Source organism: Streptomyces sp. NPDC015131 (assembly GCF_043079975.1).
In the GTDB taxonomy this organism is placed as follows: Bacteria; Actinomycetota; Actinomycetes; order Streptomycetales; family Streptomycetaceae; genus Streptomyces.
The window spans coordinates 470,106-494,509 of sequence record NZ_JBIBVB010000004.1 but is presented as its reverse complement, the minus strand read 5'-3'; the positions used below and the strand labels follow the sequence as shown (position 1 = coordinate 494,509).

Sequence of the window (24,404 nt, the reverse complement as noted above, 5' to 3'; positions counted from 1 at the left end):
GGACGCGGCGCCACGCCCGCGTGGCACCCGCCCGGCAGGAGGAACTTCGCCATGCCCATACGCCGCCCCCGTACGGCGGGGACCCTGCTCGTCGCGGCGGTCGCCGCCCTCACCGTGTCCTGCGGACCGCACGCCACCTCCCCGGGCGCGGCCGGCGGGAGCACCCCGGCGCCTCCGCCCGCCTCCGGCCCCTCGGGCCGGCCGTCCGGGACGGCGGACCCCTCGCCCACCCCGACGCCCGGCGCGGAGATCCAGCACGCCGTGGAGGGGACCGGCCGGGTGGTGGCCCTCACCTTCGACGACGGCCCGGACCCGGAGTGGACGCCGAAGGTCCTCCGCCTGCTCGAACAGCACCACGCCAAGGCGACCTTCTGCATGATCGGACGGAACGCCGCCCGCCACCCGGACCTGGTGCGCCAGGTCGTCGCGGCCGGACACCGGCTGTGCGACCACTCCATGCACCACAACGAGCGCCAGAGCCGGCAGTCCGAGGGGTACAACCGGCACGAGATCGTCGACGCCCAGCAGCTCATCCAGAAGGCGGCCGGGCCGGGCGGCAGGGTCTGGTACTACCGGGCGCCCGGCGGGGACTTCACCCCGGTGATCCGCCGGCTCGCGGCGGTGCACGGCCTGCGGCCCCTGGGCTGGGAAGTGGACGCCCAGGACTGGCGGCGCCCCGGCGTGGACACGATCCTCGGCAACATCCACGCCTCGCTCGCCCCGGGAAAGGTGCTGCTCATGCACGACGGCGGCGGCGACCGTTCGCAGAGCGTCGCCGCGCTCGGGCGACTCCTGGACGAGCTGGACTCCCGCTCGTACCACTACGCCTTCCCGCGCTGGTAGCCGGGCGACGGCGGCCGGCGCGACGGCGGCGCACCGCGCCCGGCGGACGGCCAGCGCGGTGCGCCGCGCTCACGGTGGGGGCCCGGCCCCCCACCCGGTGGCCCCGGCCGGCAGGTACCCGAGGTGCTCCTCCCACACGAGCGCGATCACTCCCGGCTCGACGCGCGGCACCATGGGCAGGCCCCGGTCCGCCACGAGCCCGGCGAAAATGGGGGTGTCGCTGAAACCGCCGGTGGTCCGGCGATGCCGTCCGGGCCCGTGCGCCGGGCCGGGGCCCGTGCCGTAACCAGGCTCGCTGACATAGCCGTTGAGGGTGTGCGGTGGGGTGATCCAGTGCGGTGACACGGGACTTCCTCCTCAGTGGGGGTGCGGGGACGTACGCCGGCGTTCGTTCGGGGGCCGCTCAGCGCACCACGCTTCCGGTACGGCCGCCGCCGGGCCGTTCCGGGCGGGGGAGCGGGCGGTCGGCACCGAGGGCGGACCACATCGCGGCGGCCCGCCGGGTGTCCGGGACGACCCGGTTGGGGTCGGCCGGGTCGGGCGACACGGGAAGGGTGACGGTGGCCAGGCGGCGGGTGTCCACGTCCTTCACCCGCCGCGCCAGGCCCACCAGTTGCTGCACGGAACCCAGTGTTTCGTCGGTGGTGATGTTGCGGGTGGTGATGTCGGCCAGCCGGTACAGCTCGCTCGGGTTGGACAGCGCGCCGGACGAACGCGCCTGCCGCGACAGGGCCTTGAGGAACGACTGCTGCACCTCGATGCGGCCGAGGTCGCTGCCGTCGCCGACGCCGTGCCGGGTCCGCACCAGACCCAGCGCCTTCTCCCCGTCCAGGTGGTGCGAACCGGCCGGCAGGTCCAGATGGCTGTACGGGTCGTGGATGGGCCGTGTCGTGGTGATGTCGACCCCGCCGAGGACGTCGATGACCTGGGTGAACCCATGGAAGTCGATCTCCACGAAGTGGTCCATGCGGACGCTGGACATCGCCTCCACGGTCTTCACGGCGCACGCGGGCCCACCGGTCGAGAGAGCCTCGTTGAACATGCCGCGCCGGGCGGGGGCGGTGGTGCCGTCGGACTGCCGGCAGGCCGGCCGGTCGACCATCGTGTCGCGCGGGACGCTGACGACGTCGGCTCGGGTCCGGTCCTTCGAGAGGTGCACCACCATGGCGGTGTCCGACCGGCTCCCGCCGTGGTCGCGGCCGTACCGCCCATTGCTCCCCGCCCGTGAGTCGGAGCCCAGCACCAGGATGTTCAGGGCCCCGTCGGGCCCGGCGGCCGGGCGGTCCGAACCGAGCGCGGAGTCGATGTCGACCGTCTCGAGGTTCCCGTCGAGACGGTGGAGCAGCCACCCGGCCGCGGCGACGACGGACAGCAGCGCCACCACGGCGACGGCCACCACCCGCCGCCGGGCCCCGGGGCGCCGTCGTGCCCTCGGCCGGCGGTGACGGCCGATGCGCCACCCCGCTCCCGCCGAGTCGTCGGTGCGGCGGGTGCCCGGGGGCTGTGCTCGGTGCATGTCGGTGTGTCTCTCGTCTGCGGCCGTCTGCGTGGGTCGTCGCAGACCGGCGGAGGAGTGGGTACGCGGGGGAGCACAGGGGCTCGAAAGGCCGAGGGGCAGCCGACTGCCCAGGCGGCCGAGCAGCCGAGCGGCCGGGCGCGTGGGCCCTCCGGCGGCTGTGTGACGTGACGTCAGGTGACGTCGTCGTGGGCACCGCCCCGCCACGCCTCGCGGCCGGTGGCGGGGGCGGCGCCCGCACCGGTCGTGCCGCCGGCGGCCGGGCCGGACGGCGTGGTGCTCCGCTCCGGTACGTCCGGGGCGCACACCTCGGCGAGGGTGCGGCCCGCCGCCTCGCACTCGGCCCGCGCGGCCCGGGCCGCCTCCAGCAGCTCGGCCCGTCCGGCTTCCGCCGCGTACCGCCGCCACTCCTCCGAGACATCCGCCTGCGCCCGTGCCGACAGGCTCCGGACCGTCCCGACGAAGGACCTCACCTCCCGCACGACGCCCGGCACTTTCGCCGGGTCGAGGACGAGGAGGGCGACCACCGCGAGAATCAGCAGGCTGCCCCATCCGATACCGAGGAACAACGAAACCCCCAGGCTCGACGCGTCATTTCCCCACCCGTCCACCGTCGCAGCCCGACCCTTAAGGCACGGCGAAGGCAGGGACAAGGCAACATTGCCGCCGCCCGGAATCCCCGGAGTGGTCCGGCCGGATGTCGGCCGACCGGGGGACACGGCATCCCCCGCCGTGTCGTCCGGCGGCACGACAGTGCCCGGCCGAAACGTCACGGAGACTTGAATCGGCCTTAACGGAAACCCGCGACCCGAAACCCGCAGCGAAGGGGCAAGGATTCAGATGAACCGCGTGCTTGTGATCGAATCGGATTCCGCCGCGCGGGACCAGCTCGTCGACTCGCTGCGCAGGATGCGGCACGACGTCTCGGCGGAGAGCACGGGAGCCGCCGGGCTCAGCGCCCTGTCCCAGTCGGCCGTCGACATCCTGGTGCTCCACGCGGAGCTGCCGGACTTCGACAGCTGCCAGATGCTCCGCATGCTGCGGTCGATGACCGACACCCCGGTCATCTACACCCTCACGTCCCGCAACGAGGGACGGGCCGTGCGGGCGCTCGACGTGGGCGCGGACAGCTGCATCTTCCGCCCCTGCTCCCCGGAGTTGCTGCACGCGCAGATCCGGGCCACGGTGCGCCGGTCCCACGGCGAACGGCAGCAGAGACACGTCCTCGGGGACCTGGTGGTCGACATCGACAAGCACCTGGCCACGCTGCGCGGACGGGCGCTGGACCTCAGACCGAGGGAGTTCGAGGTGCTCGCCTATCTCGTCGGCGCCGAGGAACGGGTGGTGAGCAAGGCCGAGCTGCTGCGGGAGATCTGGAACAACGTCTTCGGGGTGTCCGAGAAGACGATCGACGTCCATCTCTCCTGGCTGCGGAAGAAGCTCGGCGAGAGCGCCGTGAAGCCCCGCTACATCCGCACCGTGCGCGGTGTGGGCATCAAAGTCGTCAATCCCCGCACCGCGGGACCCCCCGGACCGTGACCCGAGGCGGACGCCCGAGAACGGTCCCGGAGTGAAAGAGTGTGCAATGTACGGGAAAAGTTCCGGAAAAATCGTGCTCGCCGTCTCGGCGATGGCGACGCTGCTCATCGGAGTGTTCTGGATGGTCGTCTACATCGCCACCGACGCGTCCTTTCCCCTCGGGCACCAGAACGTCACCAATGTGGTCATCGCGTTCCTGCTGGTCTCGCTGTCCCTGGCGATGATCGCCTACGTGTGGGTGGCCGGGGAGCCGCGGGAGCACCGGTCCTCCCGGCCGTACCGGGGCGCGGGCGAGGAGCTGCCCCGGCCCGGTACCGGGGTCAGTCGATCAGGCCGCGCCTGAGCGCCTCCGCGACGGCGGCGGCCCGGTCGGACACGTCCAGCTTCTCGTACAGCCGTTGCGCGTACGTCTTGACGGTGCTCGGCCCGAGGAACAGCTCCTCGGCGGTCCTGGGGATGCTGAGCCCCCGGGCGAAGGCCCCGAGCACCTGGCGCTCCCGCTCCGACAGCACGGGCGCCGACCGCGCGCTCCGCATCCGGATCTCGGAGGCCAGCCCTCCCGCGAGGCCGGGCGGGATGACCACCGCGCCCTTGGACACCTTCAGCACGGCGTCCACGATCTCGGCCCGCCGGGCGTCCTTGGGGAGGTATCCCGCCGCGCCCTCCTCGATGGCGCGGAAGACCACGGAGCTGTCGGTGGTGGCCGACAGCAGGAGGACCCGCGTCGGCAGCCGCTCACCGCTCACGGCCCGGGCGACCGCCACACCGTCGAGGTCGGGGAGCCGGTAGTCGACGACGGCCACGTCCGGCCGCTCGCGCCGGACGGCGTCGAGCGCCTGGCGGCCGTTCTCCGCCTCCGCCACCACGTCGACGTGTCCGCTGAGCAGAAGCCCGCGCGCCACTCCCTCCCGGAACACCGGGTGGTCGTCCACCACGACGACACGTATCCGATTCGCACCACTGGTCATTCCGGGGAGACTACCGGAACGGGCATTTCGAGCCCATAAGCTTCTCCCGGGCGCGCAGTTCCCGGGAATGCGGCGGCTCCGGAAGCACAGGATCGCGAGATAAGGTGGGGGGAAATCGGCTCCCGGGAGGAGCCGCGGGGGCGAAGGCCGACCGGAATGACGGATGCGGTGGAGCCGCGTACCGGGCGACGGTCGCGCATGGGAATCGTACGACCTGACGTACGGGCAGAGGGATGACCGTCGGCGGACCGTCGGCGAGGGAAATCCTGACGCCCGGAGGTGAAATCGACATGGAATCTGGACCCGTTCCCGGGCCTGTTCCCGAACCCGGACCGGTTTCCGAACCCGGACCTGTTGGCGGGCGCGGCACGGGTGCCGAGCCTCGGCCCGGCTCCGGGAGAGGCGTGCTCGCCCGCTGCCGGGACCTCGCGCGCTCCACGCGCTTCGGCCGCTTCGCCCCCTTCGTACGGGACGACATTGGCGTCGTGGCGGTCCGCAGGAGCGCGGACGAGGCGGTGGCCGCCAACGAGGCGATGCACCGGCTGCGGGCCCTCCGTGCCCAGGGCGTCATGCGGCTGTTCATCGTCGCCGCGCTCTGCGTCAACCTCTACGCCTTCCCGCCGCTCCAGCACCCGGCGGCCTCCCTCGCCATCACGGCCGGCTACGGCGCCTGGAGCCTGGTGGTGCTGGTGATGTCGTGGTCGACCCGGACCCCCGCGTTCAAGGTGTGGTGGCCGCTGGTCGTCGACCTCGCGGCCATCACCGCGCTGATCGCCCTCTCGGGGAACTTCTCGGACCCGGACTGGTCGTCGCCGCTCACCGAGGACGCCTTCTTCCTGCTGCCGCTGCTGGCCGCGTTCCTCCTGCAACCCGCCATCACGGCCGTGGCGGGCGTCTGCGCGGCCTGCGCGTACGTCGCGGGCGTCGCCATCGGGCACCGGGGGGACAACCCGTACTGGCACTCCTCGCTGCTGCACGCCTTCCTGATCCTGGTGGTGGCCGCCGGAGGGGTGCTGCTGTCGCACATCCAGCAGTCGCGCGTCCGCCTGATCCTCACCCTGGCCGGCCACCGGTCCCGCCTCCTCGCCCAGGTGATGTCGGCCGAGGAGCGCGAGCGCAACGAACTGGCCGAGGCCCTCCACGACGGTGCCGTGCAGACCGTGCTGGCGGCCCGGCACGAGATGGAGGAGGGCGCCGGCGCCGACCCCCACCCGGCCTTCGTCCGGGCCGACCGCCTGCTCCAGGAGGCCACCGGCCAGCTGCGCTCGTCCATCAAGGTGCTGCACTCGGAGGTGCTGGAGACCTCGGGCCTGGCCCGCGCGCTGGACGCGCTGGCCCAGCAGACGGCGGCACGCGGCGGACTGGCCGTGGACGTGGAGTGCGGGATCGACTCGGCCGGCCCCGCCGACCGGCTCCTCTACCGGGCGGCCAGGGAGCTGCTGTCCAACGTCGTCAAGCACGCCGGTGCCACCAGGGCCACGGTCACCCTGGACGTCGTGGGCCCCGGCACGGTACGGCTCGTGGTGGCCGACGACGGCGGGGGCATCGTGCCGGAGGAGCTGTACGCGAAGGTGCGCGCCGGCCACATCGGGCTCGCCTCGCAGCGCATCTGCGTCGAGAGCGCCGGGGGCACCCTGTCGATCACCCCCGGCGCGCCGCGCGGCACCCGGGTCACCGTGCTGCTCCCCGCCCTCCCGGCCCCCGAGCCGGTGGACGGGGCGCGGACGGCGGCCGCACCGTCACCCCCGGCCTGACCCCTGGCCCTCCTGGGCCCTGGCCTGGGTCTGGGTCCGGGCCTGGCCCTGGATCGGGCCGGGGTCCTGGCTCGGGCCCTCCTGCGCCGTGGCGTCGGCGGTCCGCACGACAGGCGCCGGCGCACCGGCCTCGTCCTTGCTCAGGGCCCGCGTCTCGCTTTTCAGAATGCGCATCGATTTCCCGAGCGAACGGGCCGCGTCGGGAAGTCGTTTGGAGCCGAACAACAGCACCACGGCGGTCACCAGTATCACCAGGTGCCAGGGTTCCATCGCATTGCGCAACACGGGTACTCACCGACCTTCACGGGATTTCGGATCTGCGGGACTTCCCGTCATCGTAAGGCCGTTCACACCCCCGGCCGCCGGAATACGGGCCGTGCAATGCCCTGCGCAACACAACGCTGAGGAGCCGTTAACCCGGGCCGCTCTACGTTGGGCCGACGGCAGCGGCGCCCGACGAGCGAGGGCCCGCTCTCCACCCGAGTGAACGGGACTCTCCGTTGCGTTTTCCCCCACCCCCCTCCCAGAAGCCGGGTCCGGAACAGCCCCGCCGGGCGACACCCCGGGCCGCGACGCGCCGGTCCGGCCCCGCCCGGGTCGCACTGCGCCGGGCGGCGCTGACCCGGACCCGGGCCCGCCGGGCCGTCGCACGCGGGGCCGGGCGGTTCCGCGCCGCGCTCCGCGCCGTGCTGCGGCAGGCCGTACCGCGCGGGAGCGGCCTCCGCGTACCCGTACGCATGGCGATCGTGCTGAGCGTGCCGCTCCTGGCCGCCCTGGCGCTCGCCGGGCTGCGCGTCGACGACGCCCTCGCCACCGCCGACACGTACCGCGACCTGCGCCGTGTCGCCGACACCGCCCGCTCGGGCTCCGCCCTCATCCGCACCCTCGCCGACGAGCGCGACCGGGCCGTCGACCCGCGTGCCGGCCACAGCGCGCGGGACGTCGCCGAGGCGCGGCGCCGCACCGACCGGGACGCGCGGATCTTCACCGGCAAGCTGGACGCGCTGCCCGCCGGGGCGGGCCTGAACGGACACCGGGACGCCGTGACGGCCGCGCTGCGCCGCCTCGGGGCGCTGCGCGCGGCCCAGAACCACCACGCCCCGCCGCACACCGTGGAATCGGGCTTCGGGGCGGTCATCCTGACCGTCGCCGGGGTGCACAACCAGGTCGGAAGCGCCGCGGGCGACCTCCAGTCGGCCGGCTGGACGCTCTACAACCTGGCCCTCGACACGGCCATGCTCAGCGGCCAGCGGGCCAACCTCTCCCTCGCCGTCGCGCGGCGGACGATGAGCCCCGGCAGCCGGGGCACCTACCTGGCCGCCCAGCTCGTCCGGGACACCACCGGCCGCGAGTTCGGCTACTTCGCCGACCCCGCCGAGGCGGCGCGCTTCCGGCGGATCAACGGCTCGGCGCAGGCCCGGCGGATCGCGTCGGTCGCGTCCACCGTCGAGACCGCCGGGGACGGGGCGTTCCTGGCCGCCCGGCTGCCCGGGGACTGGTACGCGTCGATGACCGCGGTCGGCCGTGAACTGACCGCCCTCCAGGACGAGGTGGAGGCCCATGTGGTCCGGGCGGCCGAGGAGCAGCGCGCACGGGCCCGCCGCGCCGTGGTCACCGACTGCCTGGTGGCCGCCGCGATCCTGCTGGCCGCCACCCTCATCGCCCACCGCGCCTCGCGCGGCCTGGTGCGGGGGCTGGGGCGCCTCAGCGCGTCGGCCACCGAGGTGGCGGAGCGGCGGCTGCCCGAGGTCACCCGGCACCTCTCGGAGGGCACACCCCTCCCGGCGGAGCCGGCGGGCGGGGCGCTCGACGTGCGGTCGCGCGACGAACTCGGCGACGTCGCCCGGGCGTTCGACCACGTCTACCGGGAGGCGGTCCGGCTCGGCCGGGAGCAGGCGCGGCTGCGCGAGGACGTCAACACCGCCTTCCGCAACCTGTCGTGGCGCAACACCACCCTCGTACGGCGGCAACTCGCCGTGATCAGCGACCTGGAGGACGACGAGCTGGACCCGGACCGCCTGGCGAGCCTGTTCCGGGTGGACCACCTGGCCACCCGCATCCGGCGCAACAGCGAGAACCTGCTGGTGATCGCCGGCGCCGACACCGGTTCCCGCCGGACGGCGCCCATGGACCTGCTCTCGGTGCTGCGGGCCGCCGTGAGCGCCATCGAGCAGTACGAGCGCGTCGCCTTCGGCCCCCTGCCGGGGGTGGACCTGGCCGGGTACGCCACGCACGACGTGGTCCACCTGATGTCGGAACTCCTCGACAACGCCGCCTCCTTCTCCAGCCCCCTCGCCCCGGTCGACGTCTGCGGCGCCCGCCTCCCCGACGGCCGGCTGCTCCTGGAGGTCCGCGACCAGGGCATCGGGCTGGGCGATGCCGAGCTGCGCAGGGCCACCACGCTGCTCGACGGCTCCGGCGCCACTCCGGCCGACGCCGCGAGAACGATGGGCCTCTACGTGGCCGGCGCCCTGGCGCGCAAGCACGGCATCGGCGTACGCCTCCGGCCGGGAGAGCCCACCGGCACCGTCGCCGCCGTCCTCGTACCGGCGGAGCTGCTCGTCACCGGTGCGGAGCTGCCGGCAGGGCGCCGGAGCGGCCCCTCCTGAGCAGGTGGCCCGGCTCGACCCGCCGCGCGCGGGTGATCACCACCACCGCGGCGTCGTCGTCGAGGTGCCCGCCGACATGGGCGTCCAGGTCGGTACGGAGGTGGTGCAGCAGCGCCTCCGGACCGCTGTCGGTCCACCGTCCGGCACGCTCGGCGAGCGGGTAGAACCGGCCGTCGGGCGAGCGGGCCTCGACTACCCCGTCGGTGTGCAGCAGCAGGGTGTCGTCGTCCCCGAAGCGGAACGTCCCGACGGCGGGCCGGGGTCTGGGCAGGTCGCACAGGCCCAGCGGCGGCTCGGAGTGGAGCGGCGCCAGGGCGGTCACCCCGTGCCGGTTCAGCAGCAGCGGCGGGGGATGGCCGCAATTGATCATCTGGGTCAGGGGATCGTCGTCGGGGATGTCGAGCATCAGCGCGGTGACGAAGTGCTCGTCCAGGTGCTCGGCGTCGAGGTGCGGTGTCTGCTCCGCGAGGTGCCGGCAGATGCTCTCCTCCAGGGTGAACGCCAGCTCGGCCAGCGTGCCGGCCCGGTGGGCGGCCTCCCGGAACGACCCCATGATCACGGAGGCGTCGCTGATGGCGGTCAGCCCCTTGCCCCGAACGTCACCGATGAGGACACGCGTGCCGTGCGCGGTGCGGGTCGCCGCGTACAGGTCCCCGCCGATCTGCGCCTCGTCGTCGGCCGCTTGGTAGGCGGAGGCGATCCGCAACGGGCCCAGCCGGTGCGGCAGCGGGCGCAGTACCACCCGCTGTGTGGCCTCGGCGACCGACCGTACCCGGTCGAGCTGGCGCGTACGGCGCTCGCGCTGCCGGCTGAAGACCACGATGACCAGCGAGAGCAGTGCCAGGGCGCCGATCTGCACCTGGTGGTTGGTGGAGAACAGCTCGTCCCGGTCGCGCAGGACCGCGATGACCGCCTGCGCCGCCACGGCGAGGGCGCCGACCAGACCGGTCAGCAGGGGGCCGGCGAACGCGGGGGTGATCGCGGGCGCGACGATCAGCAGCGGCCCCAGATGGATGTCCCCGGGGGCCAGGACGTCCACCACGGCGATCACGACGATCAGCGCGAGCGGGACGACCAGCAGCGCGTGGCCCGGTCGCCAGGGCTGCCAGAGGTCCGCGAGGCGGCGCCGGAGACTCATACCCCCCACTCTGCACCTGCCGCGACCCGGTCGCAGGACGGTCCCGGCCCCTGGCCCGGGGAGGGGATCGCTCCGGCGGCACCCGCCATGGGATAGTTCCCCATAAGGGACAAACCCGGCGAGGTGTGTCATGGCGAGGCAAAGCGACCGGCGGGCGGGCGGGGAGCCGGACCTCCCCGGCCCCGGTGAGCCGGTCGGTCCCGGGCCCGGCGATCCGGGAGGCCCCGGCCGGCGCCAGGGGCGCGACGAGACCGCCGAGGAACGCGCGGACCGGATGTGGGCGGACCTGCTGCAGGAGCTGCGCGTGGCCCAGACCGGCATACAGATCCTCTTCGGCGTCCTGCTGATCGCCGTCTTCCAGCCCGCCTTCAGCGGCCTAGGCGACACCGACCGCGCCCTCTACGTCACCGCGGTCACCACCGGGGCCGCCAGCGTCGGCGCCCTCATCGGCCCGGTCTCCCTGCACCGGATCGTCACCGGCCGGCACATCAAGCCCCAGACGGTCGTGCTCGCCGCCCGTATGGCCAGGACCGGGCTGGTCCTGCTCGCCGCGACCACCGTCGTCACCCTGCTCCTCCTGCTGCGGGTGGCCCTCGACGACACCCTCGCCGCCGTCCTCACCGGCGTCCTCGCCGCCTGGCTGCTCACCATCTGGTTCGTCCTGCCCGCCTGGGCCCGCCACCACTACAACGCCCCACCGCGCGACCGCGGCCGCCCGGGGAACGGGTAGACCGGCCGGACAGAGGCGACCAGCATGCGGAGTCGGCCCCGGGCGCACCACACCAGTCGCTAGTCTCGGGTCCCTCGCAGGGCGCGCGGAGCCGAGGAGACCCATGCCGACGAAAATCCTTCCCCGGGGGGCCGTGCTGTGCCTCGCCCTTCTCACCGGCTGCGGCGGCGCGGCCGACGGGCAGAGCGGCAAGGCGGCGCCGCCCCCGGCTCCGGCCGTCACGACGCCCACCACACCCGCGCCGCCCCCGGCGCCGGGCGCGGCGACACCGGCCGCCACCCCGGGCGCACCGGCGCGCAAGGCCGGGACCTGCACCGCCCGGCCGGGCCCCCAGGACGCCACACGGCAGTACACCGAAGGCACCTACCGGGTCCCGGAGGACATCTGTCCCGGCCTGTACTCGACCCTCGGGGCGATCGTCGCGTCGGAGGGCCGGTGCAGCATGGACAACAAGTCGTCGGACATCCACCACACCGTGAAGTCCGTGAACACGCCCATCGGCGAGATGGCGACCTTCCAGGTGGAACTCGCCGACGAGCTGATCGTCGTTTCCGACAACTGCGAGCCCTGGCTGCGCGTCGAATAGACCGCCCGTACGGGCAGGCCGGCGGCCCCCGCCCGTGAGCGGGGGCCGCCGTGCGGTGCTCAGGCGCCGTCCTCCCGGAGGGGGCGCAGCCGCGTCCGGGACTCCTCGTGCCCGTCGGTGCCCGACCGGATGCCGGCGATCCGGTCCATCTCCGACCAGCCGGTCCCGCGCTCGGCGTTCATCTGCTCGCGGAGGCCGTCGAGCCCGAAGCACGCCGACAGCCGCTCCTCGTCCGCCACGGACAGCACCTCCCGCCCCTGGACGTCCACCCGCGCCGCGGCCTCCACGGCCGCCACCGGGAAGGGGACCTCCACACGGTCGCCGGCGTGCACCGCCTCCCGCAGGGGGACGAACACCTCGCCCGGACCGGGCGGCACGGCGCGTACCCGCGCCCACTCCGCCTTGCCGGTGGTGTCGTCCAGCAGGACGCCCACCACGTCCCCGATCTTGACCCCGTCCGTGGAGAAGACGGGCTGGCGGGCGAGACTCGCGAGCTGCTCCTGGGTGATCACCGTTGCTCCTCAACTGCCCTGCCGCGCGACCTGTCCCGGCCCTTCTTACCCGCACCCCCGCGGGCAAACGAACCCCCACGGGCCCCCACGGGCAGACGAACCGCCCGCATCGGGAGCCCAAGGCCGGGTAGACGAGCGGCGTTCCGACGGATTCGCGGACGCGACGGAAAGGATTCCCGCCATGTCATCCTCGCTCGTCGAAACGGTCGACGTGAAGGCTCCCGTCTCCCTCGTCTGGGAGCTGTGGAGCGATGTGACACGGTGGCCCCGCTTCCTCACCCATGTGCAGCGGGTCGACCGGCTCGACGACGGCCGGTTCACCTGGTGGCTGGCGCTGCCGGGAACCGACAAGTACTTCACCGCCGAGCTGACCGAGGTCGTGCCCGAGCAGCGCATCGCCTGGAAGGTGACCGCCGGGACCCGGCACGCCGGTGTGGTCACCTTCCACCGGCTGAGCGACACCACCAGCCGGGTCACCCTCCAGATCGAGTACGAGCCCGAGGGCCTGGTCGAGCACCTCGGAGCGCTCACCAACCTCGACAGGACGGTGGCCAACTACGACCTGGGGCAGTTCCAGCACATGGCCGAGGAGCTGGCCTCCCCGTCCTGACCGGCCCCGCCGGGACACGCGCCGGCCCCGCCGGGACACGCGCCGGCCCCGCCGGGACACGCGCCGGGGCCGGGCGGTGGCGCCGGCGAACCGGTCAGGAATCGAGAAGCGGGGACGTACGGGCGGTCCTAGATTGAGGGCCATGGACATCACCATTCACACCAGCTTCCTCCCGCACGACGATCCGGACGCCTCGGTGGCCTTCTACCGCGACGTCCTCGGCTTCGAGGTCCGCAGCGACGTCGGCCGGGGCCAAATGCGGTGGATCACCGTCGGACCGCCCGGGCAGCCCGACACCTCCATCCTGCTGGCGCCGCCCGCCGTCGACCCCGGGATCACCGAGGACGAGCGCCGCACCATCGCCGAGATGATGGCCAAGGGCACCTACGGCTGGATCCTGCTGGCCACCCGGGACCTGGACGCGACCTTCGAGAAGGTGCAGTCCGGCGACACCGAGGTGGTCCAGGAGCCCACCGAGCAGCCCTACGGCATCCGGGACTGCGCGTTCCGTGACCCCGCGGGCAACCTGGTCCGCATCCAGGAGCTGCGCTGACCGATGTGCGGGCCGCAGTGGAGCAGGGCGCGCGTCGAGGCGCAGCGGCTGGGCGACCTCGCCCGGCTGCGGCGGGTCCGCGACCGCATCGACCGGGAGTACGCGCGACCGCTGGACGTGGAGGCCCTCGCACGGGGCGCGAACATGTCCGCCGGCCACCTGAGCCGGCAGTTCCGGGCCGCGTACGGCGAGTCCCCGTACGCGTACCTGATGACGCGCCGGATCGAGCGCGCGGCGGCGCTGCTGCGGCGGGGCGACCTCAGTGTCACCGAGGTCTGCTTCGCCGTCGGGTGCGCGTCCCTGGGCACCTTCACCACACGCTTCACCGAACTGGTCGGCATGCCCCCGGGGGCCTACCGCCGCCGGGCCGCGGCGGCCGGTGAGGACGACGCGGCGATCACCGTCGAGGGGATGCCGGCCTGTGTGGCGAAGCAGGTCACCCGGCCGGTCAGGAAGCGCGAGGCCCCGCCGGCGGGCCGGCCCACGGTGTGAGCCGGCCGGGCCCGGGCGTCAGGCCGGGCGGTGGGACGACACCACACGGAAGAGCCGGGGCTGCACATCGGTGGCGATCTTCGCCGCCTGGTCCATGTGCACCCGGGCGTCGGGGTTGTCGAGCATCGCCCGGTAGTGCCCCTCGCTCTCCCACTGCGCGTAGTTGATGACGCGCTCGCCGTCCTCGCTGGCGTGGAAGTTGGCGCAGATGAAGCCCGCCTGGTGCTTCATCGTCTCCTCGGTGGCGCGGGCCAGCAGGTCGACCAGCTCGTACTGCCGGTCCGGCGCCACGGTGAAGACGTTGATGAGGGTGGCGACGGTGCGGTCGGAGTCAATGCTCGCGGTAACGGTCATGCGTCCATCCCTCCCCGTTACGCCGAAGGGGGCGCCGCTCCGGGGCGCCGGTTTCCCCCGATCCGGTGTCGTCCTGTTGGCCCTCGCCCGGGGGGCCCCGCAGCGCCCGGGCCCCGGAGCGCCCGGGGTCAGCCGCGCGACAGGTGGCGGGGCATTTCGGCGAGCGTCCGCTCCAGGCGCTCCCCGTCCACACCGCCGCCCTGGGCCAGCTCGGGCGAGCCGCCGCCCCGGCCGTCCAGCAGCCGCTTGACCAGGTCGGCCGCGCTCAGACCTGCCGCCAGCGCCGCCTTGTTGAGGGCGACCACCACCACCCCGGCCGGGGTGCCCACCGCGACGGCGCCGGCCCGGGCGCCGGGCAGCCGGTCGCGTACGGCGGTCGCCAGGGCCCGGGCCTCCCCGGCCGCGCCCTCCGTAGTGGCCGTCACCAGCAGCGTGCCGTCCACCTCGGTGGCCCCGCCGGCCAGCGCGGCGGCGCGCCCCAGCGTGGCCTGCTGCTTCAGGCGCGCGTTCTCCCGGTCCGCCGCCTTCAGCCGGTCCAGCAGGCCCGCGATCCGGTCCGGCAGCTCGGCGCGCGGAGCCCCGAGCTGCTCGGCGATCCGCCCCACCAGGTCCCGCTCCCGGGCCAGATAGGCGAAGCCCTCGTAGCCGACGGCCGCCTCCAGCCGGCGCATCCCGGCGCCCACGGAACCCTCCGACGTCAGGGCGACGGTGCCGATCTGCGAGGCGTGCTCGACATGGGTGCCGCCGCACAGCTCCCGCGACCAGGGCCCGCCGATCTCGACGACCCGGACCTGCTCCCCGTACGTCTCGTCGAACAGGGCCAGGGCGCCCAGCTCCTTCGCCTCCGGCAGGGTCATCCACCGCACGCCCACCGGCAGATCGCGGCGCAGCGCCCGGTTGGCGGCCTCCTCCACCTCGCTCCGGGTGGCCGGGGAGAGGGCGCCGCGCCAGGGGAAGTCCAGGCGGAGGTGGCCGGGGCGGTTGTACGAGCCGGACTGGAGCGCGTCCGGGCCGAGGACCTCGCGCAGCGCGGCGTGCAGGACGTGGGTCCCGGAGTGGGCCTGGCGCGCGCCGAGCCGCCACTCGGGGTCGACGGCCGCGTGCACCGTGTCCCCCTGCGCCAGCTCACCGGCGGTGACCCTGACCTGGTGGACGACGAGCCCCGGGAGTGGGCGCTGCACGTCCAGCACCTCGGCCTCCGCCGACGCCGCGGACAGCCGCCCGGCGTCGCTGTCCTGGCCGCCGGACTCGGCGTAGAAGGGGGTGCGGTCCAGGACGACGCCGACGATGTCACCGGTCCCCGCCACCGGGACCGGGCCGTCCGCCCCGAGCAGCGCGAGGACCCGGGACTCGGTGGTCAGGGTCTCCCAGGCGCGCCAGTCGGTGGGCCCGTGCGCGTCCAGGACGCCGCGCAGGGCGCTGGTGTCGAGCGCGCCGCCGGACTTGCGGGCCCGGGCGTCGGCGCGGGCCCGCTCGCGCTGGGCGTTCATCAGGGCGGTGAAGCCCTCGCGGTCGACCTCGACGCCCTGTTCGGCGGCCATCTCCAGGGTGAGGTCGATGGGGAAGCCGTAGGTGTCGTGCAGCAGGAACGCCTGGGCGCCCGGCAGCGAGCGGTCACCGGCCGCCTTGACCTTGGCGACGGCGGTGTCCAGGACGGTGGTGCCCTGCTTGAGCGTGGCGCGGAAGGCGTCCTCCTCGCCGTACGCCTGGCCGGAGATCCGGGAGAAGGAGTCCACGACCTCCGGGTAGCTGGGCGCCATGCAGTCCCGGGCGACGGGCAGCAGTTCGGCCAGGGCCGGGTCGTGGAATCCGAGCTGGCGCATGGAGCGGACGGAGCGCCGCAGGATGCGCCGCAGGACGTAGCCCCGGCCCTCGTTGCCCGGGACGGTGCCGTCGGCCAGCAGCATCAGCGCGGTGCGGACGTGGTCGGCCACGACGCGCAGCCGCACGTCGGCCTGCGGGTCGGCGCCGTAGCGGACGCCGGCGAGCGCGGCGGCGCGGTCGAGGACCGGGCGGGTCTCGTCGATCTCGTACAGGTTGTCCACGCCCTGGAGCAGGGTGGCCATGCGCTCCAGGCCCATGCCGGTGTCGATGTTGCGCCGGGGGAGTTCGCCCAGGATCGGGTAGCCGGACTTGCCGGGGCCCTCGCCGCGCTCGTACTGCATGAAGACGAGGTTCCAGAACTCCATGTACCGGTCCTCGTCCACCTCCGGCCCGCCCTCGCGGCCGAGCGCCGGCCCCCGGTCGTAGTACAGCTCCGAGCAGGGCCCGCAGGGGCCGGGCACGCCCATGGACCAGAAGTTGTCCTCGTCGCCGCGCGTCACGATCCGCTCGTCGGGCAGCCCGGCCACCCGGCGCCAGATGCCCCGGGACTCGGTGTCCGAGTGGTGCACGGTGACCCAGATCCTGTCGGGGTCGAGACCGTACCCGCCGTCCGCCGGGGAGCCGGTGGACAGCTCCCAGGCGTAGGCGATGGCCTCCTCCTTGAAGTAGTCCCCGAAGGAGAAGTTGCCGTTCATCTGGAAGAACGAGCCGTGCCGGGTGGTCTTGCCGACCTCCTCGATGTCCAGGGTGCGCACGCACTTCTGCACACTGGTGGCCCGGTCCCACTCCGGTGCCGCCTCGCCGGTGAAGTACGGCTTGAAGGGCACCATGCCCGCGTTGACGAACAGCAGCGTCGGGTCCGGCGTCGGCAGCGGCGCGCTGGGCACGACGGTGTGGCCGCGGGCGGCGAAGTGGTCGAGGAAACGCTGGCGGATGTCGGCGGTGCGCACGATGTGCTCCGGGGTGTGGTCGGGGGAACGGAGAAGTCTTTGGGACGGGGACGGTGACGGGGGCGGGGAGGGGGCGGGAGGCGGGAGACGGGCGGCGTACGGGCCCGCCCCGTTACGCCGCGGTCCCCGCCGGAGCCGGAGCGGAAGCCGGGACCGGGGCCGGGGCCGCGGCGACGGGGTGCAGCGCGGCGTACTCCAGCGGTGCCGACGGGTCGATGGAGACGTCCAGCGGCGCCGGTTCGGCGCCCGTCCGCACGAGCAGGTCCCCGACGGCGGCGATCATCGCGCCGTTGTCGGTGCACAGGGTCATCGGCGGCACCCGCAGCTCGATGCCGGCCGCCGCGCACCGCTCCTCCGCGAGGGCCCGGACCCGGGAGTTGGCGGCGACACCGCCGACCACGACCAGCGTGCCCACCCCGTGGTCGCGGCAGGCGGCGACCGCCTTGCGGGTGAGGACGTCGGCCACCGCCTCCTGGAGGGAGGCCGCCCCGTCGGCCACCGGCAGGGGCGTGTCCCGGTGCTGCTCGGCCCAGCGGGCGGCGGCCGTCTTGAGCCCGGAGAAGGAGAAGGCGTACGGCTGGTCGCGCGAGCCGGTGAGCGGCCGGGGGAAGGCGACCGCCCGGGGGTCGCCCTCGCGGGCCGCCCGGTCGACGGCCGGCCCGCCCGGGTAGGGGAGCCCGAAGACCCGTGCCACCTTGTCGAAGCACTCGCCGGCCGCGTCGTCGACGGTGTCGCCGAGGTGGACGATCGGGTCGCGGACCAGGTCGCGCACCAGCAGCAGGGAGGTGTGCCCGCCCGAGACGATCAGCACCACGCAGGGGTCGGGCAGCGATCCGTGGGCCAGGGTGTCGGCGGCCACGTGCCCGGCGAGGTGGTGGACGCCGTACAGCGGCACACCGATCGCGTACGCCAGGGCCTTGGCGCCCGCGAGGCCGACCTGGAGCGCGCCGGACAGGCCGGGGCCGGTGGTCACCGCGACGGCGTCGATCTGCCCCGGCCGCAGACCGGCCTGGCCCAGCGCTTCCCGTACCACCGGGTCGAAGGAGTGGAGGTGGGCGCGGGCGGCGATCTCCGGCACGACACCGCCGAAGCGCGCGTGCTCGTCCATGCTCGACGCCACCACGTGCGCGAGCAGCCGGCCACCGCTGACGATGCCGGCCCCCGTCTCGTCGCACGAGGACTCGATGCCCAGCACGATCGGCTCCGCTGCCATGACCTGACCTCCTGTACCCGTACTGCACCCCCATCGTAGTTGCAAGCAGTGTGCAACAAGGACGAGGGGCGGACGGCGGGAGGAACGGGCGAGGCCCCGCACGCCATGGGCCGGGGCCGGGAACGGGCGAGGCCCCGGCACGCCGTGTGCCGGGGCCCGCCCGCCTCTGGGGACCCGGTGCGTCAGGAGGCCGCCGACGCGGACAGCACCCACATGCGGTGGTCCCAGCCGATGTCCGCGCAGGAGCGCACCGTGAGCCCGGCGCGGGTGGCCAGGGCCGCCAGGGCGTCGGCGTCGCGGACCCCGGAGCCGAAGGCGCACTTCAGGCGCAGGTGGTGCAGGACCGAGTCCTCGTCCGCCTCCGCGGCCGTGACCTGCTCCACCAGGAACAGGGCGTCGTCCGCGCCCAGTGCGGCACCCGCCTCCGCGAGGACCTGCACGGCGTCCTCGTCGGGCAGCCACTCCAGCTGACGGGACATCAGGCGCGGGCCGCCGCCGGGCGGGACGGCACCCGTGTGCGGGACCAGCTCCACCAGGGGCACCGTGTCGGTGTCGAGGATCTCCTCCCGCAGCACCCGCAGGACGGAGGGCAGGGCGGCGATGCGCGCCCGCAGCGCGGGGAACTCCTTGACCAGGGCGTTCACCACGGTCGCCGCGCCCTGGCCGGTGGCCGTCAGCGACTCCACGGACGACCAGTCGAAGGCGCGGACCACATTGGGGGCGATCCACCGGGCCTCGTCCTCGACCGCCGCGCGGGCGGTGCCCGCCAGCCGGCTGTCGCCCTCCATCGCGGCGGTGAGCGTCTCACCGCTCCAGGTGCGGTAGCCGGCCTCGCCGGTGCGCAGGGTGTGCAGCAGGCCGCTCAGCGAGGCGTCGAAGGCGGCCTGAGCACCCGTCAGGTCGTACTCCTCGGCGGAGTGGTCGTCCTCGACCAGCTCCTCGCCGACCGCCGTGAGCCGGTAGCCGGAGGTGCCGTCGCCCGCCAGCACGTCGAGGGAGACCAGGTAGTCGAGCAGCGCGGACAGCACCGACCGGTCGGCGCCGGTGCGTTCGGCCAGCGCGCCCGCGTCGCGCACGCCGCCGTCCACCAGCTCGAAGACCCCGAGGGTGACGGCCGCGCGGATGGCGTAGCCGGGGGCCAGGTCGGTCAGCTGGTGCAGCCGCTCGTGGGCGTCGTCGGAGTCGGTCTCCTCGGCCTCCGCGGTGGCGCCGGCCGCCGCGACGGGCTCGGTGCGGCGCCAGTAGCCGGTGATGTGGGTGTGCTCGCGCGGCACCTGCCGCTCGGTGGCGAGGTGGCGGCGGATGCCCTTGAGCGCGACGGCCTCGCCCGCGACCCAGGCGAAGACCGTGCCGGGCAGCCAGTCCATCGCCCGGACGGCCTGTTCCAGCAGGTCGGTGGTGCCGGCCGGGGCGCCCTCCCGGGACAGCCAGGTGATCTCGGCGTCGGCGCGAGTCGGCAGCTCCTGGCGGTGGCTGTCGTCGCCGATCTCGATGAACACCCGGGCCTTGGTGCCCTCCGGCATCTCGGCGAGCCAGCGGCCGATGGCGGGCAGCGCCGTCTCGTCGCCGACGACCAGCAGCCAGTCGGCGCCCTCGGGGTGGCTGTGGGACATCTTCGGGCCGGCGATCCACGCGCTCTCACCGGGCTTGACGCGCTCCGCCCAGGACGAGGCCACCCCGCCCTCGTGCCGGACGAAGTCGAAGTCGATCTCGCCGGCCTCGGGGTCGAAGCGGACCGGGGTGTAGTCCTTGGCGACCGGCCGGCCGTCGGCGGGCCAGTCCAGGCTGCTGACGTTCTGCCGGGGCAGGACCAGCCGGCCCTCCTCGTCCTCGAAGAAGAACTTCACATGGTCGTCGAAGCCGTCGGTGCGCAGGGCGGGCAGGTCCAGGCCGTCACGGCTGAAGGCGCGGAGCTGGTCGCCGCCGAGGGTGAGGCGCCGCATGCCGGGGGTGATGTTCTCGGCGCGCAGCACGGTCAGCTCCCTCAGCACGATGGGGAAGGTGACGAGCGAACGGGGGCTGCGGGTGGGCATGCGGGGCTCCTTCGTACTCAGGAGGCGTCCCGTCTCCCGCGCGGCGGCGGGAGACGGGAGGACGGGGGAGAGTGGGTGGTGCGGGCGCGGGGCGCGGGCCGGTCACCGGGCGGACGGCACCCGGTGACCGGCCCGCGGCCGGGCGTCACTTGCCGGCGACGGCCTTGGCCAGGATCGGCGTCAGCTTCTCGACGACCCAGGGGGAGCTGAGCGCGTCCGGGTAGGCGAGGGCGGAGGCGAGGTTGTTGTCCGAGGGGACGACCGCGTAGTGCTTGCCCTTGACGACATTGAGGGACTGGAACAGCTTGTTGCTCTCCAGCTCGGAGGCGCTGAGCAGGCCGTTGTCACCGAAGGGGTACGTCATCAGCAGGACGTCCGCCTCCAGCTCGTCCAGGTTCTCCAGGCTGACGGCGTTCTTCTCGGCCGTGTAGTTCTTGGCCTTGTCCGTCTTGGTGAAGCCGAGCTGCTCGAAGACGCCCGCGTCCTGGTCGGCGTAGGACATGAAGGTGATCTGCTCGGGGTGGACGACCGCGTAGGTGTACTTCTTGCCCGTGAACTCGGGGTGCGCGGCCGCCGCGTCCTTGGTGGCCTTCTCGTTGGCGGCGATGACCTTCTCGGCCTCCGCGCTCATCCCGAGGGCCTTGGCCGCGGTCTTCAGCCGCTCCTGCCAGGTGAGGGTGTCGGCGTGCTTCTTGTCCGTGTACGTGACGACGGGGGCGATCGGCGCCAGCTTGGCGTAGTCGGTGTCCATCGACCAGGTGTTCATGCCGAGGATGATGTCCGGCTGCTCGGCGGCGATGGCCTCGAAGTCGGTGCCGTCGGTGTCGTCGTACGTCTTGAGCTTCTTGCCGCCGAGCTTGTCGATGGCGCGCTGCTTGTACTCGGGCACCGGACCGCCGTCCTCGGCGTCGGGCGTGATGACGGGCACCAGGCCGAGCGCGAGGGCGATGTCGGTGTCGCCGTCGGAGACGGTCGCGACCTTCAGGGGCTTCTCGGCGACCTCGGTCTTGCCCCAGGCGTTGGTGAGCGAGACCGGGAAGGACTCGGCGCCGGCGGCGGCGCCCGCGGCCGGCTTGTCCGCGGACTTCTTGTCCTCCGAGCCGCCGCAGCCGGCGACCAGGGCGACGCAGGCGGTTGCGGCGACCAGGACGCGGGCGGTGGCGCGGCGGCGCGCGGCGGGTCTTGCGAGGCGGTTCATGTGTCAGTTCTCCTGCGAGTGGTGGCGCCGGCCCAGAGGGAAGATCTGCGGTCGGTCGGTACGGGGATGGGGTACGACGACACAGTCCAGGCCGAACACCTCGGCCACGGTCCGTTCGTCGAGCACCTCGTGGGGCGGGCCCTGCCGGACGATCTTCCCGTCGCGCATGGCGACGATCGTCGAGGCGTACAGGGCGGCCTGGTTGAGGTCGTGGGAGACGAGCACGATGGTCTTGCCGAACTGCTCGTTCAGGTCGGCGAGGAGGTCCATCACCTCGATCTGGTGCGCGATGTCCAGATACGTGGTGGGCTCGTCCAGCAAGAGGGTCGGCGTGTCCTGGGCGAGCGCCAGGGCGATCCACACCCGCTGCCGCTGCCCGCCGGACAGCTGGTCCACCGGGCGGTCGACCAGCTCGGCGGTGCCGGTGGCCATCAGCGCGTCGGCGATGACGGCGTCGTCGGCCTCCGTGCGGCGCTGGCCGAACTGGCGGTGCGGGTGGCGGCCGCGCCACACCAGGTCGCCGACCGTGATGGACTCGGGTGCGATCGGGGACTGCGGCAGGATGCCGAGCCGGCGCGCCACCTGACGCGTCGGCAGGGCGTGGATGTCCGACCCCTCCAGCAGGACCGACCCGGCCGCCAGCGGCAGCAGCCGGGCGATCGACTTCAGCAGGGTCGACTTGCCGCAGGCGTTGGGGCCGACCAGGGCGGTGATCCGCCCGGCGGGTATCCGCACGGACAGGCCGTCGATGATGAGGGACTTGCCGTATCCGGCGCTGATGTCCCGGGCTTCGAGTTGATGAGTCACGAGGCTCCCTGCCTGCGCCGAAGGATCAGCCAGACGAAGTAGGGCGCGCCCAGCAGCGCGGTGAGGACCCCGGTGGGCACCGGGCTGATCAGAGGGGCGTTCTGTGCGAGGACGTCGGCCCCGACGACGATGACGCCGCCGACGAGCGGTGCCAGTGCCGTGGCGTGCGCCGCCCCGGCCAGCCGTACCGCGATGGGACCGCTGATGAGCGACACGAAGCCGATGGGCCCGACGACGCTGGTGGCCAGGGCGGCCGCCGCGGCGCCCAGCAGCAGGGCGGCGACCCGGGCGGCGGTCACCCGGGTGCCGAGGCCGGTGGCGAGCTGGTCGCCGAGGGTGAGGCTGCCGAGGGACCGGTCGAGCACGGCCGTGGCGGCCAGGCAGAATGCCAGACCCACGGCGAGCGTGGTGACACCGTCCCAGTCGGCGGCGTTGGTGCTGCCGACCGTCCACCGCATGGCGATGGCGATGCTGTGCTCGTCCGCCACGGTGAACAGGTAGTTGGTGTACGCGGTGCACACCGCGCTCATGCCGATGCCGACGAGGACCAGCCGGTAGGTGTCCACGCCGCCGCGCCAGGCGAGCGCGTACACGAGCCCGACGAGGACGAAGGAGCCGGCGATCGCGGCCACCGGGGCGCCCACGACGTAGGCCGCCGGTGCGAACAGCAGCACGGTCACCGCGCCGGCGCCCGCGCCCGCCGAGATGCCGACGACGTCGGGGGTGGCCAGCGGGTTGCGGATCAGGCGCTGGTAGAGCGCCCCGGCGAGGCCGAACAGCGCCCCGGAGAGCAGCGCCGCGAGCGCCCGCGGCATCCGCAACTGGAAGATCATGTAGTCGGCGAGGCCGGTGCGCAGGCCGAAGGCGGCCGGCAGCACGTCGGCGGGGTCGACCTTGCCGATGCCGCCGAGCAGGACGGACGCGACGGTCAGCCCGAGCAGGGCGGCCACCAGCGCGGTGGCGACCACGGTGGTCCGGCGGTTGCGGGTGCGCCGGCCGGCCCGCAGCCGGGCCACGGTGGCGGCCCGGGTGGTGGGGTCCGGCGCGGTCCGGACGTCGGTGACGGTCATCAGACACGCACCAGGTTGCCGCGCCGGGCCAGCCAGACGAAGAACGGGGTGCCGACGACCGCGGTCATCACGCCCACCTGGATCTCGCCGTGGTCGAGGACCAGGCGGCCGGCGATGTCCGCGCCGGTGAGCAGGATCGCGCCGGCCGCCATGGACAGCGGCAGCGACCAGCGGTGGTCCGGGCCGGCCAGCATCCGGGAGCAGTGCGCGGCGACCAGGCCGACGAACGCGACCGGCCCGACGGCGGCGGTGGCCGCCGCGCAGAGCAGGACGGCGACCGCGGCGCAGACCAGGCGGGCGCGCTGCGTCCTGACGCCGAGGCCGAGGGCGGTCTCGTCCCCGAGGCTCAGGATGTTGAGCGTACGGCCCAGCGGCAGCGCCAGCAGCAGCCCCACGGCCGCGAACGGCAGGATCTGGCCCAGCACTTCGGCGCGCCCGGTGAGCTGGCCCACCGACCAGAACCGCAGGTGGGCGAAGACCGCCTGGTCGCGGATGACGAGCAGGGTCACCAGCGAGGACATCACGGCGGCCAGGGCGACGCCCGCGAGGACGAGGCCGATGGTGGAGCTGCCCGCGTTGGTGCGGGTGCCGATGAGGTAGACCAGCGAGGCGGCCACCGCGGAGCCGGCGAGCGCCAGCCAGAAGTAGCCGCCGACCCCGGTGACTCCGAGCGTCATGATGCCGATGACGACGAACATGGAGGCGCCCTGCTCGACGCCCAGGATGCCCGGGTCGGCCAGCGGATTGGCCGTGAGCGCCTGCATGATGAGCCCGGAGGCCCCGAGCGACGCGCCGACGGCCGTGCCCAGCAGGGTGCGCGGGATGCGTTCCGTCCAGAGCACATGGGCGTTGTACGCCTCGCCCGAGGGGTTGAGCAGGATACGGACGATCTCCGCGGGCGTGATGTCCCGGGCGCCGAGCCCGATGCCGGCGATCACCGTGACGACCAGCACCGCGGCGGCCAGGACCAGGACGGTGACGCCTCGCGAGGAACGGGTCCGGGCCAATGGCGGGGGTGACGTCACCGGCGGGGACGTAGCTGTCATGGGTCTTCTCTGCTCCTCGGGAGGTCGTACGCCGGGTTAGGTTACCCTTGCCTAACTCG

At 73.9% G+C, this 24,404-nt stretch carries 25 protein-coding genes; 10 read left to right on the top strand and 15 right to left on the bottom strand.

Annotation, left to right across the window (positions count from 1 at the left end; genetic code table 11):
• The first annotated feature begins 51 nt into the window (after window positions 1-51).
• A complete protein-coding gene (locus tag ACF08D_RS18075) occupies window positions 52-843 on the top strand; it encodes a polysaccharide deacetylase family protein (protein WP_392223639.1) in 792 nt (263 codons plus the stop codon).
• Window positions 844-912: 69 nt separating this feature from the next.
• On the opposite strand, the gene ACF08D_RS18070 is transcribed toward ACF08D_RS18075, so the two are convergent.
• From ACF08D_RS18070 to ACF08D_RS18060, 3 genes are all read right to left on the bottom strand, one after another.
• Window positions 913-1,188 carry a hypothetical protein gene (locus tag ACF08D_RS18070; RefSeq protein ID WP_392223638.1) on the bottom strand — a complete coding sequence of 92 codons (276 nt, stop codon included), beginning with the start codon at window positions 1,186-1,188 and terminating at the stop codon, window positions 913-915.
• Window positions 1,189-1,246: 58 nt separating this feature from the next.
• On the bottom strand, window positions 1,247-2,359 hold the full coding sequence (locus tag ACF08D_RS18065) for an LCP family protein (RefSeq protein WP_392223637.1): 1,113 nt from the start codon (window positions 2,357-2,359) through the stop codon (window positions 1,247-1,249).
• Window positions 2,360-2,532: 173 nt separating this feature from the next.
• A complete protein-coding gene (locus tag ACF08D_RS18060; protein WP_392223636.1) occupies window positions 2,533-2,928 on the bottom strand; it encodes a hypothetical protein in 396 nt (131 codons plus the stop codon).
• A 271-nt stretch (window positions 2,929-3,199) separates the two neighbouring features.
• Here ACF08D_RS18060 and ACF08D_RS18055 point away from each other — a divergent pair, with 271 nt between their 5' ends.
• Both ACF08D_RS18055 and ACF08D_RS18050 read left to right on the top strand, forming a co-directional pair.
• Window positions 3,200-3,898 carry a response regulator transcription factor gene (locus tag ACF08D_RS18055; RefSeq protein WP_392223635.1) on the top strand — a complete coding sequence of 233 codons (699 nt, stop codon included), beginning with the start codon at window positions 3,200-3,202 and terminating at the stop codon, window positions 3,896-3,898.
• A gap of 46 nt (window positions 3,899-3,944) precedes the next feature.
• A complete protein-coding gene (locus ACF08D_RS18050; protein WP_392223634.1) occupies window positions 3,945-4,241 on the top strand; it encodes a hypothetical protein in 297 nt (98 codons plus the stop codon).
• Here ACF08D_RS18050 and ACF08D_RS18045 read toward each other — a convergent pair.
• Window positions 4,219-4,866, bottom strand: coding sequence for a response regulator (locus ACF08D_RS18045; RefSeq protein WP_392223632.1), 648 nt, complete (start codon window positions 4,864-4,866; stop codon window positions 4,219-4,221). The two genes, ACF08D_RS18050 and ACF08D_RS18045, sit on opposite strands and share 23 nt — an antisense overlap.
• Before the next feature lie 404 nt (window positions 4,867-5,270).
• Here ACF08D_RS18045 and ACF08D_RS18040 point away from each other — a divergent pair, with 404 nt between their 5' ends.
• On the top strand, window positions 5,271-6,620 hold the full coding sequence (locus tag ACF08D_RS18040) for a sensor histidine kinase (RefSeq protein ID WP_392223630.1): 1,350 nt from the start codon (window positions 5,271-5,273) through the stop codon (window positions 6,618-6,620).
• Here ACF08D_RS18040 and tatA read toward each other — a convergent pair.
• Window positions 6,606-6,905 carry a Sec-independent protein translocase subunit TatA gene (tatA, locus tag ACF08D_RS18035; RefSeq protein WP_392223629.1) on the bottom strand — a complete coding sequence of 100 codons (300 nt, stop codon included), beginning with the start codon at window positions 6,903-6,905 and terminating at the stop codon, window positions 6,606-6,608. The two genes, ACF08D_RS18040 and tatA, sit on opposite strands and share 15 nt — an antisense overlap.
• A gap of 452 nt (window positions 6,906-7,357) precedes the next feature.
• On the opposite strand from tatA, the gene ACF08D_RS18030 reads away from it, so the two are divergent.
• Complete coding sequence (locus tag ACF08D_RS18030; protein ID WP_392223627.1) at window positions 7,358-9,229, top strand: nitrate- and nitrite sensing domain-containing protein; 1,872 nt, start codon at window positions 7,358-7,360, stop codon at window positions 9,227-9,229.
• Here the strand turns inward: ACF08D_RS18030 and ACF08D_RS18025 are convergent.
• Entirely contained in the window at window positions 9,183-10,367 is a 1,185-nt protein-coding gene (locus ACF08D_RS18025) for a PP2C family protein-serine/threonine phosphatase (protein WP_392223626.1), read from the bottom strand. The two genes, ACF08D_RS18030 and ACF08D_RS18025, sit on opposite strands and share 47 nt — an antisense overlap.
• Window positions 10,368-10,497: 130 nt before the next feature.
• On the opposite strand from ACF08D_RS18025, the gene ACF08D_RS18020 reads away from it, so the two are divergent.
• Window positions 10,498-11,097: a DUF6328 family protein gene (locus ACF08D_RS18020; RefSeq protein ID WP_392223625.1), complete on the top strand. Its 600-nt coding sequence runs from the start codon at window positions 10,498-10,500 to the stop codon at window positions 11,095-11,097.
• Window positions 11,098-11,200: 103 nt separating this feature from the next.
• Window positions 11,201-11,683, top strand: coding sequence for a hypothetical protein (locus tag ACF08D_RS18015; RefSeq protein WP_392223624.1), 483 nt, complete (start codon window positions 11,201-11,203; stop codon window positions 11,681-11,683).
• Window positions 11,684-11,742: 59 nt separating this feature from the next.
• Here the strand turns inward: ACF08D_RS18015 and ACF08D_RS18010 are convergent, their stop codons facing one another.
• On the bottom strand, window positions 11,743-12,195 hold the full coding sequence (locus ACF08D_RS18010) for a PRC-barrel domain-containing protein (RefSeq protein WP_392223622.1): 453 nt from the start codon (window positions 12,193-12,195) through the stop codon (window positions 11,743-11,745).
• A gap of 181 nt (window positions 12,196-12,376) precedes the next feature.
• Between ACF08D_RS18010 and ACF08D_RS18005 the strand changes: the two genes are divergently transcribed.
• From ACF08D_RS18005 to ACF08D_RS17995, 3 genes are all read left to right on the top strand, one after another.
• Window positions 12,377-12,805, top strand: a complete 429-nt coding sequence (locus ACF08D_RS18005) for an SRPBCC family protein (protein WP_392223620.1) — start codon at window positions 12,377-12,379, stop codon at window positions 12,803-12,805.
• A 142-nt stretch (window positions 12,806-12,947) separates the two neighbouring features.
• Window positions 12,948-13,358 (top strand): VOC family protein, encoded by a 411-nt coding sequence (locus ACF08D_RS18000; RefSeq protein WP_392223619.1) that lies wholly within the window; start codon window positions 12,948-12,950, stop codon window positions 13,356-13,358.
• A gap of 3 nt (window positions 13,359-13,361) precedes the next feature.
• Window positions 13,362-13,850 carry a helix-turn-helix transcriptional regulator gene (locus ACF08D_RS17995; protein ID WP_392223618.1) on the top strand — a complete coding sequence of 163 codons (489 nt, stop codon included), beginning with the start codon at window positions 13,362-13,364 and terminating at the stop codon, window positions 13,848-13,850.
• A gap of 18 nt (window positions 13,851-13,868) precedes the next feature.
• On the opposite strand, the gene ACF08D_RS17990 is transcribed toward ACF08D_RS17995, so the two are convergent.
• The 8 genes from ACF08D_RS17990 to ACF08D_RS17955 all read right to left on the bottom strand — a co-directional run bounded on the left by ACF08D_RS17990 (window position 13,869) and on the right by ACF08D_RS17955 (window position 24,345).
• The gene (locus ACF08D_RS17990) at window positions 13,869-14,204 is read right to left on the bottom strand and encodes an antibiotic biosynthesis monooxygenase family protein (RefSeq protein WP_392223617.1); all 336 of its coding nucleotides are present in this window, start codon (window positions 14,202-14,204) and stop codon (window positions 13,869-13,871) included.
• A 128-nt stretch (window positions 14,205-14,332) separates the two neighbouring features.
• A complete protein-coding gene (alaS, locus tag ACF08D_RS17985) occupies window positions 14,333-16,978 on the bottom strand; it encodes an alanine--tRNA ligase (protein ID WP_392223616.1) in 2,646 nt (881 codons plus the stop codon).
• Between the two features lie 112 nt (window positions 16,979-17,090).
• Window positions 17,091-18,191 (bottom strand): tRNA (adenosine(37)-N6)-threonylcarbamoyltransferase complex transferase subunit TsaD, encoded by a 1,101-nt coding sequence (gene tsaD / locus ACF08D_RS17980; protein ID WP_392223615.1) that lies wholly within the window; start codon window positions 18,189-18,191, stop codon window positions 17,091-17,093.
• A 182-nt stretch (window positions 18,192-18,373) separates the two neighbouring features.
• Complete coding sequence (locus ACF08D_RS17975) at window positions 18,374-20,224, bottom strand: SIP domain-containing protein (protein WP_392223614.1); 1,851 nt, start codon at window positions 20,222-20,224, stop codon at window positions 18,374-18,376.
• Window positions 20,225-20,369: 145 nt separating this feature from the next.
• Complete coding sequence (locus tag ACF08D_RS17970) at window positions 20,370-21,422, bottom strand: ABC transporter substrate-binding protein (RefSeq protein ID WP_392223612.1); 1,053 nt, start codon at window positions 21,420-21,422, stop codon at window positions 20,370-20,372.
• Window positions 21,423-21,425: 3 nt separating this feature from the next.
• Window positions 21,426-22,229: an ABC transporter ATP-binding protein gene (locus ACF08D_RS17965; RefSeq protein WP_392223610.1), complete on the bottom strand. Its 804-nt coding sequence runs from the start codon at window positions 22,227-22,229 to the stop codon at window positions 21,426-21,428.
• The gene (locus ACF08D_RS17960; RefSeq protein ID WP_392223609.1) at window positions 22,226-23,299 is read right to left on the bottom strand and encodes a FecCD family ABC transporter permease; all 1,074 of its coding nucleotides are present in this window, start codon (window positions 23,297-23,299) and stop codon (window positions 22,226-22,228) included. Before ACF08D_RS17960 ends, ACF08D_RS17965 begins: the two co-directional genes overlap by 4 nt.
• Window positions 23,299-24,345: a FecCD family ABC transporter permease gene (locus tag ACF08D_RS17955; protein ID WP_392223607.1), complete on the bottom strand. Its 1,047-nt coding sequence runs from the start codon at window positions 24,343-24,345 to the stop codon at window positions 23,299-23,301. Before ACF08D_RS17955 ends, ACF08D_RS17960 begins: the two co-directional genes overlap by 1 nt.
• Between the last annotated feature and the right edge of the window lie 59 nt (window positions 24,346-24,404).

Coding starts and splice junctions, on each gene's coding strand:
- ACF08D_RS18075 (WP_392223639.1), top strand. CDS start 52: ATGCCCATACGCCGCCCCCGTACGGCGGGGACCCTGCTCGTCGCGGCG.
- ACF08D_RS18065 (WP_392223637.1), bottom strand. CDS start 2,359: ATGCACCGAGCACAGCCCCCGGGCACCCGCCGCACCGACGACTCGGCG.
- ACF08D_RS18055 (WP_392223635.1), top strand. CDS start 3,200: ATGAACCGCGTGCTTGTGATCGAATCGGATTCCGCCGCGCGGGACCAG.
- ACF08D_RS18050 (WP_392223634.1), top strand. CDS start 3,945: ATGTACGGGAAAAGTTCCGGAAAAATCGTGCTCGCCGTCTCGGCGATG.
- ACF08D_RS18045 (WP_392223632.1), bottom strand. CDS start 4,866: ATGACCAGTGGTGCGAATCGGATACGTGTCGTCGTGGTGGACGACCAC.
- ACF08D_RS18030 (WP_392223627.1), top strand. CDS start 7,358: ATGGCGATCGTGCTGAGCGTGCCGCTCCTGGCCGCCCTGGCGCTCGCC.
- ACF08D_RS18025 (WP_392223626.1), bottom strand. CDS start 10,367: ATGAGTCTCCGGCGCCGCCTCGCGGACCTCTGGCAGCCCTGGCGACCG.
- ACF08D_RS18020 (WP_392223625.1), top strand. CDS start 10,498: ATGGCGAGGCAAAGCGACCGGCGGGCGGGCGGGGAGCCGGACCTCCCC.
- ACF08D_RS18015 (WP_392223624.1), top strand. CDS start 11,201: ATGCCGACGAAAATCCTTCCCCGGGGGGCCGTGCTGTGCCTCGCCCTT.
- ACF08D_RS18005 (WP_392223620.1), top strand. CDS start 12,377: ATGTCATCCTCGCTCGTCGAAACGGTCGACGTGAAGGCTCCCGTCTCC.
- ACF08D_RS18000 (WP_392223619.1), top strand. CDS start 12,948: ATGGACATCACCATTCACACCAGCTTCCTCCCGCACGACGATCCGGAC.
- ACF08D_RS17995 (WP_392223618.1), top strand. CDS start 13,362: ATGTGCGGGCCGCAGTGGAGCAGGGCGCGCGTCGAGGCGCAGCGGCTG.
- ACF08D_RS17990 (WP_392223617.1), bottom strand. CDS start 14,204: ATGACCGTTACCGCGAGCATTGACTCCGACCGCACCGTCGCCACCCTC.
- tsaD (WP_392223615.1), bottom strand. CDS start 18,191: ATGGCAGCGGAGCCGATCGTGCTGGGCATCGAGTCCTCGTGCGACGAG.
- ACF08D_RS17975 (WP_392223614.1), bottom strand. CDS start 20,224: ATGCCCACCCGCAGCCCCCGTTCGCTCGTCACCTTCCCCATCGTGCTG.
- ACF08D_RS17970 (WP_392223612.1), bottom strand. CDS start 21,422: ATGAACCGCCTCGCAAGACCCGCCGCGCGCCGCCGCGCCACCGCCCGC.
- ACF08D_RS17960 (WP_392223609.1), bottom strand. CDS start 23,299: ATGACCGTCACCGACGTCCGGACCGCGCCGGACCCCACCACCCGGGCC.
- ACF08D_RS17955 (WP_392223607.1), bottom strand. CDS start 24,345: ATGACAGCTACGTCCCCGCCGGTGACGTCACCCCCGCCATTGGCCCGG.